Origin of the sequence: Pseudomonas sp. LPH60 (genome assembly GCF_030718165.1) — a bacterium.
GTDB lineage: Bacteria > Pseudomonadota > Gammaproteobacteria > Pseudomonadales > Pseudomonadaceae > Aquipseudomonas > Aquipseudomonas danubii.
On the sequence record NZ_JAVAJH010000005.1, the window covers coordinates 12,984 to 25,320 of the forward strand.

The window sequence follows — 12,337 nt, forward strand, 5'->3', positions numbered from 1 at the left end:
ATGTCCTTATCCATTCCCTTCATTCCCCGCCTCGGCAAACTGGCCACGGCCATCGGCCTGGGCTTCAGTCTGCTGGCCGGCAGCCTGGTGGCTCCCTCGGCGGCCCATGCCGAAGGCGAGATCCGCATCGCCGAACAGTTCGGCATCGTCTATTTGCTGCTCAACGTAGTGCGTGACCAGAACCTGATTGAAAAGCACGGCAAGCAAGAGGGCATCGACATCAAGGTCGACTGGACCCAGCTGTCCGGCGGCGCAGCGGTCAACGACGCGTTGCTGTCGGGCTCCATCGACATTGCCGGAGCCGGCGTCGGCCCGCTGTTGACCATCTGGGACCGCACCCATGGCCGGCAGAACGTCAAGGCCGTGGCGTCCTTGGGCAACTTCCCTTACTACCTGGTGAGCAACAATCCCCAGGTCAAGACCATCGCCGACTTCACCGAGAAGGACCGCATCGCGGTGCCGGCGGTGGGCGTCTCGGTGCAGTCGCGCTTCCTGCAATACGCCGCGGCCAAGCAGTGGGGCGACCAGGAATTCAATCGCCTGGATAAGTACACCATCGCCGTGCCGCACCCGGACGCCACCGCCGCGCTGATTGCCGGCGGCACCGAGCTGACCGGGCACTTCTCCAACCCGCCGTTCCAGGATCAGGCCTTGGAGAACCCCAATGTGCACGTGGTGCTCAACACCTACGACCTGCTGGGACCGAACTCGCCAACGGTGCTGTTTGCCACCGAAAAATTCCGCAACGACAACCCCAAGACCTACAAGGCCTTCGTCGAAGCCCTGGCTGAAGCGGCCGAGTTCGCCCAGAACGACAAAGGCGCGGCCGCCGACACTTACATCCGTGTGACCAAGGCCAAGATCGACCGCGCCGCGCTGCTGAAGATCATCGACAACCCGCAGTTCGAATTCAGCGTGACGCCGAAAAACACCTACCCGCTGGCGGAGTTCCTGCACCGCGTCGGCGCCATCAAGAACAAGCCGCAGTCGTGGAAGGACTACTTCTTCCAGGACGCCAAACCGCTGCAAGGGAGCTGATTGCCATGAACGCCCCCTTGCCAGGCCACACGGCCAGCAACCTTACCGCCGCCGCCGAAGCGCTGTTGGCGGTGGATCAAGTCAGCCTGGAATACCGCACCCCGCAGCGCGTGGTGCGGGCCACCCACCAGGTGAGTTTCGAGATTGATCCGGCCGATCGTTTTGTCCTGCTGGGGCCTTCGGGCTGCGGCAAGTCGACCCTGCTCAAGGCGGTGGCCGGGTTCATCCAGCCTTGCGAGGGCGAGATTCGCCTGCAGGGGCGGCCCGTCAGTCAGCCTGGGCCGGATCGCATCGTGGTGTTCCAGGAGTTCGACCAGCTGCCGCCCTGGAAAACCGTGAAGCAGAACGTGATGTTTCCCCTGCTGGCGTCGAAAACCCTCGGCCGCCGCGAGGCCGAAGAACGTGCCCTGCACTATCTGGCCAAGGTCGGCCTGGCGGCTTTCGCCGATGCCTATCCACACACCTTGTCCGGTGGCATGAAGGCTCGGGTGGCGATTGCCCGGGCCTTGGCCATGCAGCCGAAGATCCTGCTGATGGACGAGCCCTTCGCGGCCCTCGACGCCCTGACCCGGCGCAAGATGCAGGAGGAGTTGCTGCTGCTCTGGGAGGAGGTGCGCTTCACCTTGCTGTTCGTCACCCACTCCATCGAGGAGGCGCTGGTGGTGGGCAATCGCATCCTTTTGCTGTCGCCGCATCCGGGGCGGGTGCGGGCGGAAGTCCACAGCCACCAGTACGACCTGCAAAGCCTTGGCGGCGTGGCTTTCCAGCAGACGGCACAGCGTATTCATCGCTTGCTGTTCGATGAAGGCCAGGGGCCTGACACCGAAACCGAGCTGGATTTCGCCGATATCCGTATCGCCTATTGAGCCGTCAGGCCACCGTTGAACGAGGAACGCCCGATGAGCCAGTCATCCCCCGTGCGCGAAGAATACGAAGTTGTCCTGCAACCCTTGCTGCAAGTCCCGCTGGAACGAGAGCTGCCCCTGGGCCAGCGTCTCTGGCAACAGGGCTGGCTGCGCAAGGGCCTGATCCTGATCCTTTTGGCGCTGCTGTGGGAGGTCGTGGCCCGCTACCAGAATAACGACCTGCTGCTGCCCAGCTTTGTGCAAACCGCCAGCGCCCTGTACCAGGGCCTGCTCAGCGGCGAATTGCTGGGCAAGGTGGGCATTTCCCTGGTGGTGCTGCTCAAGGGCTACCTGATCGGTATCGTCCTGGCGTTTGCCCTGACCACCCTGGCGGTGTCGACCCAGTTCGGCCGCGACCTGCTGAGCACCCTGACCTCGATGTTCAACCCGTTGCCGGCCATTGCCCTGTTGCCCCTGGCGCTGCTGTGGTTCGGCCTGGGGCAGAACAGCCTGATCTTCGTGCTGGTGCATTCGGTGCTCTGGGCCCTGGCCCTGAACACTTACGCCGGGTTTCTCGGCGTCTCGGAAACCCTGCGCATGGCCGGGCGCAACTACGGCCTCAAGGGCCTGCGCCTGGTGCTGTTCATCCTGATCCCGGCGGCGCTGCCGTCGATCCTGGCCGGGCTGAAGATCGGCTGGGCCTTCGCCTGGCGCACCTTGATCGCTGCTGAGTTGGTGTTTGGCGCCACCAGCGGCAAGGGCGGCCTGGGCTGGTACATCTTCCAGAACCGCAACGAGCTGTACACCGACAAGGTCTTTGCCGGGCTGGCGGTGGTGATCCTTATCGGCCTGTTGGTGGAGAACCTGATCTTCGACACCCTGGAGCGCATCACGGTGAAACGTTGGGGCATGCAACGCTGAGCTACCTCGTCCGCCAGCCCCCCCGAAGCTGGCTTGCCAGCGAAGGCGTCCTCAAGGGCGAGGCAAGGTTTTGAAGGCCCATTCGCCGGCAAGCCGGCTCCTACGCGGGTAGTGGGTTCACGGGTAAGGACTGATCTCTCTCATTTTCCTCGGCGCCAAGCCTGCTAGCATTGCGTCTGGATCATCCCTGATCAGTCATGAGTGCTCGGTATGCAACTCCCGGATATGAACCTTCTGGTCGCCCTCGATGCCCTGCTGGATGAGGGCAGCGTAGTCGGCGCCGCACGACGCATGAACCTCAGCCCAGCGGCGATGAGCCGGACCCTGACGCGGATTCGCGAAGCCCTGGGCGACCCGGTGCTGGTGCGTGCCGGGCGTGGCCTGGTGCCCACCCCCAAGGCCCTGGAGCTGCGCAGCCAGGTGCGTGATCTGGTGGAGCAGGCGGCGCTGCTGTTTCGCTCGGGGGACCAGGTCGACCTGTTGTCGTTGCGGCGGCGCTTCAATGTGCGCGCCAACGACTTTTTCGTCGGCGTCTATGGCGGTCGCCTCATCGACACCCTGGAGCGTCAGGCGCCTTTGTGCGAGCTGCGCTTCGTGCCGGAAGGCGATGGCGATGACGAGGCCCTGCGGGAGGGGCGGATCGACCTGCGGATCAGCAACACCCGGCCCCTGACCCCGGAAGTGAAGGTGCAGAACCTGTTCACCACGGCCTTTGTCGGCCTGGTGCGTGAAGGCCACCCATTGTTGGACGAAGACATCACCGCCGAGCGTTTTGCCGCGTTTCCCCATATCAGCATGTCGCGTCGAGGCATTGCCCGTGGGCCGATCGATACGGCGCTGGCGGAGCTGGGCCTGGAGCGTCGAGTGCCGCTGATTGCCCCGGGCTTTCACGCCGCCATGTTCATGCTGCCGGATTCGGACCTGATCCTGCCGGTGCCCCAGGAAACATTGCTCAGCGTCTCGCGCCTGGGCCTGCGTCTGCGCTCCTTTGTCCTGCCGATTTCCCTGCCGACCCTGGTCCTGACCCAGGCCTGGCACCCGCGCTACGACAAGGACCCGGCGCACAAATGGTTCCGCGAAACCCTGCGCAGCTCCTGCCAGGCCACCTGGCAAGAAGCCCAGCCGACCTCCTCGTAGGCGCCGGCTTGCCGGCGGAAGCGGCCTTGATGGCCTCATCGCTGGCAAACCAGCTCCTACGGTCAATAGGTTTAATTGTTGCGTCTGGTGCACTTATAAAGTGTCAATAAGTCAGTTTTCGTCAGTGCTGGCTGTTCATAAACTGCTCTGGTTTTCTTGTCTGGAGCAGTATTTCCATGAGTTCTCTCGCTGTCGCTGCGCCCGCTTCGGTTGAAGCCGCCAGCAAGCCGGCAGCCATTGCCCCACCGGTCTTCGGACCGCGAATCATCATCGGCCTGGTGGGTGTGCTGTTGGCGGTGCTGGTCTCCGGTCTCAACGACATGGTGACCAAGATCGCCCTGGCGGATATCCGCGGCGCGTTGTTCATCGGCTTCGACGAAGGCACCTGGCTGGTGGCTTGCTACTCCGCCACCTCGGTGGCGGCCATGGCTTTCGCGCCCTGGTGCTCGGTGACCTTTTCCCTGCGGCGTTTCACCCTCTGCGCCATTGCGCTGTTCACCCTGCTGGCGGTGCTGTGCCCCTTCGCCCCCAACTACCAGAGCCTGTTGCTGCTGCGCACTCTGCAAGGCCTGGCCGGGGGCGCGCTGCCGCCGATGCTGATGACCGTGGCCCTGCGCTTCCTGCCGGCCAACGTCAAGCTCTACGGCTTGGCCGGCTATGCCCTGACTGCCACCTTCGGCCCGAGCCTGGGCACGCCCCTGGCGGCACTGTGGACCGAGTACGTGGGCTGGCGCTGGGCCTTCTGGCAGGTGGTGGCGCCCTGTCTGCTGGCCATGGCGGCGGTGGCTTACGGCCTGCCTCAGGACCCGTTGCGTCTGGAGCGTTGCAAGCAGTTCAACTGGCGTGGGCTGCTGTTGGGCTTCCCGGCGATCTGCATGCTGGTGATCGGCATTCTTCAGGGCAATCGCCTGGACTGGTTCGAGTCGCCGCTGATCAGTGTGCTGCTGGTCGGCGGGCTGGTGTTGCTGGTGCTGTTCATGATCAACGAATGGTCGCAGCCGATTCCCTTCTTCAAGCTGCAGATGCTCGGCATCCGCAACCTGTCCTTCGCCCTGCTGACTCTGGCCGGGGTGCTGGTGGTATTGACCGCAGTGATCATCATCCCGTCGGCCTACCTGGCTCAGGTCCAGGGCTATCGACCGTTGCAGACCGCGCCGGTGATGCTGGTGATGGCCTTGCCGCAACTGCTGGCCCTGCCCCTGGTGGCGGCCCTGTGCAACCTGCGCTGGGTCGACTGCCGCTGGGTGCTGGGGATCGGTCTGGGCATGCTGGTGCTGTCTTGCCTGGGGGGCACGCACCTGACCTCGGCCTGGATTCGTGACGATTTCTATGGGCTGCAATTGCTGCAGGTCTTCGGCCAGCCGATGGCGGTGCTGCCGTTGCTGATGCTGTCCACCGGCAGCATCACGCCGGTGGAGGGGCCCTTTGCTTCGGCCTGGTTCAACACCGTGAAAGGCCTGGCGGCGGTGATCGCCACCGGGGTGCTGGATGTGCTCACCACCCACCGTTTGCATTTCCACTCGACGATGCTGGTGGACAGCCTGGGCAATTCGCCCCTGGTGGACGACCGGGTGCCCGGGCTGGCTCAGCGCCTGCACCAGCAAGCCGTGGTGCTGACTTCCGCCGATCTGTATTTCTGCATGGCAGGGGTGGCCGCTGCGCTGATCCTGCTGATTTTCTGGCTGCCGACGCGGATCTATCCACCGCGGGCGCCCACTTGAACGAGAAGGTTTTTATGACGATCCAGAGCAAAGACAAAATCGCCGTCGCCGTGGCGACGGTAGCGGCCATTGGCGTGCTGGCCTATCTGGTGATGCCGGGTCTGTTCGGCCGCTCCAGCGAGCAGAGCACCAACGACGCCTTCATCGCCGCCGACTACACCCTGGTGGCGCCGCGGGTGGCCGGGTTCATCAAGGAAGTGCTGGTGGAGGACAACCAGCAGGTCAAGGCCGGTCAACTGCTGGCGCTGATCGATGACCGTGACCTGCGGGCCGCGGCCCAGGCGGCGGATGCCGAAACCCTGGTGGCCCAGGCCCAGTTGCAGAACGCCCGGGCCACCCTGGACCGGCAGGGTTCGGTGATTGCCCAGGCCCAGGCGGCCCTGGGAGCGGCCCGGGCCGAAATGGCCTTTGCCGAGCACGAACTCAATCGCTACAACCACCTGGCAGGGGTCGGCGCCGGCACCGTGCAGAACGCCCAGCAGGCCAAGACCCGCATCGACCAGGCCAGTGCCCGGCTGGCCACGGCCACTGCGGCCCTGGCGGCGGAGCGCAAGCAGGTGGAGATCCTCACTGCCCAGCGTGATGCGGCCGAAGGCGGCCTGAAGCGGGCCCAGGCAGCCCTGGAAATGGCCAGCTACGAGCTGTCCTACACGCGCATCGTCGCCCCGGTTGACGGCATGGTCGGCGAGCGCGCGGTACGGGTTGGCGCCTATGTCACTCCCGGCAGCAAGATCCTCGCCGTGGTGCCCTTGCAGCAAGCCTATGTGCTGGCCAACTTCCAGGAAACCCAGCTCACCGCGATGCACGCCGGGCAGGCGGTCGAAGTCCGGGTCGACAGCCTGGGCGGCGAAACCCTGCATGGCCGCGTCGAGAGTCTGGCCCCGGCCACCGGCGTGACCTTCGCCGCAGTCAAGCCGGACAACGCCACCGGCAACTTCACCAAGGTGGTGCAGCGCATCCCGGTGAAGATTCTCCTGGACCCCAACCAGCCCATGGCCGAGCGCCTGCGGGTCGGCATGTCGGTGGAAGCCAGCGTGGACACCCACAGCTCCGCCACCCGTGCCCGCGAGGTGACCCAGCGATGAGTATCGAGCGGCAGATCCAAGAGAGTTCGTTGCCAAGGCGCCTTTCGTGGCGCCCTGCATTGCTGGTGCTGAGCCTGCTGGCGCTGGGCGCCTGCAGCGTCGGCGCGGATTTCCAGCGGCCCCAGGCGACTCAGGTCCAGGCCTGGTCGGCCCCTGCACAGGCTGCCACCAGCCAGGCGGTGGACAGTGCCATGCAGGAGCGCTGGTGGGAGGTGTTCAACGATCCACAACTGTCGGCCCTGAGTCGCCGCGCCCTGAGCGACAACCTCGACCTGCAACTGGCCAGCAGTCGCTTGCAGCAGAGCCGGGCGGCGCGCCAGGTGATCACCGCCGAGCGCTATCCGAGCACGGCGGCCAATGGCGGCTACGGGCGCAAGCGCAACACTGGCGAAGGCTTGAGCGACCCCTCGGGGAACAACGGCAAGTCAGCCTTCAATCTCTGGGAAGCGGGTTTTTCCGCCGCCTGGGAGCTGGATCTGTGGGGCCGGGTCCGGCGCGAGACCGAGGCCGCCGACGCGACCCTGGAAGTGGCGGAGAACGACCGGCGCGGGGTGCTGCTGTCGGTGCTGGCGGAGGTCGCTCAGGACTACATCCAACTGCGTGGCGTGCAGAGCACCCGAGCCGTTACCGAGCAGAACCTCGAGGTTGCCCGGCACAGTCTGAAACTCTCGCAACTGCGCCTGGCCGATGGCGTGGCCACTGACCTGGATGTGGCCGAAGCGGCGGCCCAGGTCGCGACCATCGAGGCCCGGCTGCCGGAGTTGCAGCAGCGTCAGGCACAGTTGATCAACGCCCTGAGCCTGCTGCTGGGCGAGCGGCCCCAGGCCCTGCATCAGGTGTTGGCCAGTGACGCGCCGGTGCCCCAACCCCCGAGCCAAGTGGCCATCGGCCTGCCGTCGCAGCTGGCCGAACGCCGCCCCGATATCCGCCAGGCCGAGGCACGGCTGCATGCCGCGACGGCCAGCATCGGCGTGGCCAAGGGGGATTTCTATCCGCGCATTACCTTGTCCGGCAACTTCGGTTCCCAGGCCCTGCAATTGGCAGATTTTGGTTCCTGGAGCTCCCGCCAGTTCGGCATCGGCCCGCAATTCAGCCTGCCGCTGTTCGACGGTGGTCGTTTGCGCGGCATGCTCCAGTTGCGCGAGGCCCAGCAGCAGGAAGCGGCCCTGGCCTATCAGCAGACCGTGCTGCGGGCCTTGCACGAAATCGACGACCAGTTGACCCGCTACAACGCCAGCCAACTGCGCCGCGACAGCCTGGCCGAAGCGGTGCGGCAAAATCAGATCGCCTTGCGTACCGCGCAGCAGCAATACGTCGAAGGAGTGGTGGATTTCGTCAACGTCCTGACCGTGCAGGGCGCCTTGCTGGCCACCCAGGAGCAACTGGTGGAAAGCTCGGCGGGGGTGTCCCTGTCCATGGTCGGTTTGTACAAGGCGCTGGGGGGAGGCTGGGAGTCGGTGTATCCGCTGCACGCCGCCAGTCAGGGGCACTGAAAGCCTTTTTGCCTGGATTGAGAAAAAAGTGTAATGATAATTGCTCTCAATCATGTGTGCAGTTTCATTCATGGAAGCAACCACTGACGGTAACGCCCAGCTCCATCGTCTGTATCGAGATCATCACGGTTGGCTGCAGAGCTGGTTGCGCAAGCGCCTGGGCGATCGCGAGCATGCGGCGGACGTGGCGCAGGACACTTTCCTGCGCCTGTTGCTGTCGGGGCGCTTTCCCGGGCAGCAGGAAAGCCGCAGTTACCTGGCGCAGATCGCGCGCAATCTGGTGATCGACCAGTGGCGCCGGTTGCGCATCGAGCGCGCCTACCTGGAAAGCATCGCCCACCTGCCGGAACCCCAGACGCCCTCCCTGGAAAGCCGCGCACTGATCCTCGAAACCCTGATGCAGATCGACGCCATGCTCGATCGCATGCCGGACAAGGTGCGCCAGGCCTTTGTCATGTCGCAGTTCGAAGGGCTGGGTTATGCCCAGATTGCCGAGCGCCTGGAGGTTTCTGTCAGTTCGGTGCAGAAGTACATGATCCGTGCGATCCAGGCTTGCTATCAGATGCTTTACGAAGAATGAAGGCGCATCAGGCACCCATTGCTCCCGCCATCGTCGAGCAGGCCAGTGAATGGCTGATGCTGCATTGGGGCGGGGAGCTCGATGCGCAGCAACGCGAGGCGTTCGTGGCCTGGCAACAGGCTGACTCCGAACACCAGCGGGCCTGGCAGCGCTTGCAGCAACTGCAACAAACCCTGGGCGGGGTGCCGGAGCACAGTGCCCATGTGCTGCTGGCGCAGGCCCCGGACCCGCAACGACGTGCGGCGCTGAAACTGTTGGGCCTGCTGTTGGTGGCCGGGGGCAGCGGTTACCTGGTCCAGGACAGTCAGCCTTGGCGGGCGGCCTTTGCCGGGCAGCGTACGGCCACCGGAGAAATTCGCCACCTGACCCTGAGCGACGGCAGTCGCCTGGACCTCAACAGCGCCAGCGCCGTCGACCTGCTGTTCAGTGCCAGTGAGCGGCGCATCCGTCTGATCCAGGGCGAGCTCCTGCTCACCAGCGGGCATGATGCTTCGCGGCCGCTGATCGTTGAAACCGCCGCCGGAGACATCCAGGCCCTGGGCACGCGCTTTGCCGTGCGCGAGCTGGAGGGCGGCACCCGGGTCGATCTCTACGAAGGTGCGCTGCGGATCAGTCCCCGGCATGCCCCGGCCCTGCAACTCAATGCCGGCGAGCGCCTGTGGTTCAGCGCCGGGCGGGTTTCGGCGCGGCAAGTGGCCGAGGTCAATGCCAGCAGCTGGAGCCAGGGCCGGCTGATTGCCGAACGCCAGCCCCTGGGGCAGTTCGTCACCGAGCTGGCGCGTTATCGCCCGGGGCTTTTGCGTTGTGACGAGCAGGTGGCCGGCCTGTTGCTCACCGGGGTCTTCCCCCTGGCGGACAGCGATGCGGTACTCGCGGCCCTGGAACGTTCGCTGCCGGTGCGGGCGCACGCGGTGACCCGCTACTGGGTGACCCTCAAGCCGCGGGACTGATTGCAAATAATTCTTCTGCGCGATTGTCGATTCTGCCGAGCTGTCCGGGATACCCCATGAAAGCCGATCAAGACGCATTCTCATGGGGAGTTCAGGAATGCCTTACCAGACCACAGCATCCATTTTGACCCTGGGCACCGCTGCCCGCCGCCGCGCCTTTGTCGCGCTGCTGGCCATGGCCCCGGTGTTGCCGGGCCTGGCCCAGGCCGACAGCGGCAGCCAGAGCCAGGCGCGGGACTACCAGATTGCCGCCGGCAATCTCGATCAGGTCCTGAATCGTTTTGCCAGTGCCGCGGGGATTCTCCTGTCGGTGGATGCGAGCATGACGGCCGGCAAGCACAGTGCCGGCCTGCATGGGCGCTACGAGGTCGCACAGGGCCTGCAGACGTTGCTCGCTGGCAGTGGTTTGCAGGCGGTGCAGACCGGGGCTAGTTGGGGCCTGCAACCTTTGGCCGAGAACGGCGCGCTGCAACTGGCGCCGACTCGGATCGGCGCCACGCAGATGACCGAGTACGCCTGGGGCGCGGTGCCGGGGATCGTCGCCAAACGCAGCGCCACCGGGAGCAAGACCGACTCGGCGCTGGTGGAGATTCCGCAGACCATCAACGTGATCGGCGCCAAGGAAATCAAGGCCCGCGGCGCCCAAAGCGTGACCGAAGCGCTGCTCTACACCCCGGGCATGACCGGCGGTGGTTTTTCCGACCGGGTGAAGATTTTCGACGAACCCACCTCCCGCGGTTTTTCCCCGACGCCGATGTACCTCGATGGCCTGCACTTGCCCTACGGCGGCGGCAGTACCGGCGGTGCCCTGCAGATCGAGCCCTATGCCCTGGAGCGCATCGAAGTGCTCAAGGGCCCGGCTTCGGTGCTCTACGGGCAAAACCAGCCGGGCGGCATCGTCAACATGGTCAGCAAGCGGCCCACCGAAACCCCCTTGCATCAGTTGGTGCTGGAAGCCGGCAGCCATGACCACAAGAGCGTCGCCCTGGACCTGGGCGGCCCGCTGGATGAGCAGGGGCAGTTCCTCTATCGCCTGACCGGGCTGGCCAGCGACAGCCAGGACGCCGTCGATTACGTCCAGCGTCAGCGCCAGTTCATCGCCCCGAGCCTGACTTGGCGGCCCGATGACGACACCCAGCTGACGCTGTTCGCCCAGTATCAGAAAGACAATGACGTACCCGAGGCCCAGGGCCTGCCCAGCGTGGGCACGGTGTTCGCCAACCCCAATGGCAAGATCGACCGCGACCTGTTCCTCGGCGAGCCCGGGGTCAATGCCTACGACCGCGACCAGTTCGTCCTCGGCTACGAGTTCTCCCATCGCCTGAACGATGTCTGGACGCTGAAGCAGAACGCCCGCTACGCCGACGTCGATGACCGCTACCGCGCGCCGCTGCACGGCTACAAGTTCGTCAGCAATCCCAAGACCGGCCTCAACGACCAGCGCTACATGACCCGCTACGGGGTGGACTGGAAGCAGCACAACAAGGTCTATGGCGTGGATAGCATCGCCCAGGCCGAGTTCGACACCGGGCCCTTCAGCCATACCCTGCTGGTGGGGCTGGACTACTACCACTTCAATTCAAAATTCGACGGCAAGTACGACTTCAACCCGCCGATCCTCGACATGTTCACCCCCACTTACGGCCAGTCGCTGAATTTCGGCAATCCTTACCAGTGGGACAACACCATCATCCAGACCGGCCTGTATGTGCAGGACCAGATCAAGTACGAGCAGTGGGTGCTGGTGCTGGGCGGTCGCAACGACTGGGCGGAAACCGATAACAAGACGCCGCTCAACGGTGGTCATACCAACGCCAAGAGCCAGTCCTTCACCGGTCGCGGCGGGCTGGTGTACCTGTTCGACAATGGCCTGGCGCCCTTTGTCAGCTATTCGGAATCCTTCCTGCCCTTGAGTGGCACCAGCGTCGGGGGCAGCGCTTTCGAGCCGTCCAGCGGCAAGCAGTACGAAGTGGGGATGAAATACCAGCCGCCGGGCCAGGAGAGTTTCGTCCAGGTGTCGGCCTACCAGCTGGATCAGGAGAACATCCTGACCTCCGACCTGGCCAACCCCGGGTTCAGCATCCAGAGTGGCGCGGTGCGTTCCCGTGGCATCGAGCTGGAAGCCAAGGCCAGCCTCAGCGAATCGCTGGACGTGATTGCCTCGGCGTCACGCAACGACATCAAGTACACCAAGGACAACGACGGGCGCGAAGGGCGTCACCCGGCCGGCATGCCGCCGCTGACCGCCTCGCTGTGGCTCAACTACACGATCCTTGGCGACACGCCGCTGGCGGGCCTGGGCGCAGGCGTCGGCACCCGCTACGTCAAGGGCAGCTATGGCACCGATTACGACGGCGCCTTCCAGATCCCGTCCTACACCGTGTACGACGCCCGCCTGAGCTACGACCTGGAAAAATCACCGCTGCAATGGAAGGGCGTGAAGCTGGCGCTGAACGTGAAGAACCTCACCGACAAGACCTACGTCGCCAACTGCACCAGCATCTGGGACTGCTACTACGGTGAGGGGCGGACCATGGTCTCGAGTTTGACCTATGACTGGTAAGGGT

10 protein-coding genes are annotated in these 12,337 nt (G+C 64.8%); all 10 read left to right on the plus strand.

Annotated elements, in window-relative coordinates; all coding sequences use genetic code 11:
• Nucleotides 1-1,038 carry an ABC transporter substrate-binding protein gene (locus tag Q8O96_RS18555; RefSeq protein ID WP_102862546.1) on the plus strand — a complete coding sequence of 346 codons (1,038 nt, stop codon included), beginning with the start codon at nucleotides 1-3 and terminating at the stop codon, nucleotides 1,036-1,038.
• A 5-nt stretch (nucleotides 1,039-1,043) separates the two neighbouring features.
• Complete coding sequence (locus Q8O96_RS18560) at nucleotides 1,044-1,904, plus strand: ABC transporter ATP-binding protein (protein ID WP_305949199.1); 861 nt, start codon at nucleotides 1,044-1,046, stop codon at nucleotides 1,902-1,904.
• 33 nt (nucleotides 1,905-1,937) lie between these two features.
• Nucleotides 1,938-2,804 (plus strand): ABC transporter permease, encoded by an 867-nt coding sequence (locus tag Q8O96_RS18565; RefSeq protein ID WP_207166850.1) that lies wholly within the window; start codon nucleotides 1,938-1,940, stop codon nucleotides 2,802-2,804.
• A gap of 210 nt (nucleotides 2,805-3,014) precedes the next feature.
• Nucleotides 3,015-3,941: a LysR family transcriptional regulator gene (locus Q8O96_RS18570; protein ID WP_305949200.1), complete on the plus strand. Its 927-nt coding sequence runs from the start codon at nucleotides 3,015-3,017 to the stop codon at nucleotides 3,939-3,941.
• Between the two features lie 176 nt (nucleotides 3,942-4,117).
• Entirely contained in the window at nucleotides 4,118-5,662 is a 1,545-nt protein-coding gene (locus tag Q8O96_RS18575; protein ID WP_115581327.1) for an MFS transporter, read from the plus strand.
• Between the two features lie 14 nt (nucleotides 5,663-5,676).
• Entirely contained in the window at nucleotides 5,677-6,747 is a 1,071-nt protein-coding gene (locus Q8O96_RS18580) for an HlyD family secretion protein (protein WP_305949201.1), read from the plus strand.
• Nucleotides 6,744-8,240, plus strand: a complete 1,497-nt coding sequence (locus Q8O96_RS18585) for an efflux transporter outer membrane subunit (RefSeq protein WP_305949202.1) — start codon at nucleotides 6,744-6,746, stop codon at nucleotides 8,238-8,240. Before Q8O96_RS18580 ends, Q8O96_RS18585 begins: the two co-directional genes overlap by 4 nt.
• Before the next feature lie 70 nt (nucleotides 8,241-8,310).
• Entirely contained in the window at nucleotides 8,311-8,820 is a 510-nt protein-coding gene (locus Q8O96_RS18590; protein WP_305949203.1) for a sigma-70 family RNA polymerase sigma factor, read from the plus strand.
• Nucleotides 8,817-9,770 carry a FecR domain-containing protein gene (locus tag Q8O96_RS18595; RefSeq protein WP_250329832.1) on the plus strand — a complete coding sequence of 318 codons (954 nt, stop codon included), beginning with the start codon at nucleotides 8,817-8,819 and terminating at the stop codon, nucleotides 9,768-9,770. Before Q8O96_RS18590 ends, Q8O96_RS18595 begins: the two co-directional genes overlap by 4 nt.
• 97 nt (nucleotides 9,771-9,867) lie before the next feature.
• Nucleotides 9,868-12,333, plus strand: a complete 2,466-nt coding sequence (locus Q8O96_RS18600) for a TonB-dependent siderophore receptor (RefSeq protein WP_305949204.1) — start codon at nucleotides 9,868-9,870, stop codon at nucleotides 12,331-12,333.
• The last annotated feature ends 4 nt before the right edge of the window (nucleotides 12,334-12,337 follow it).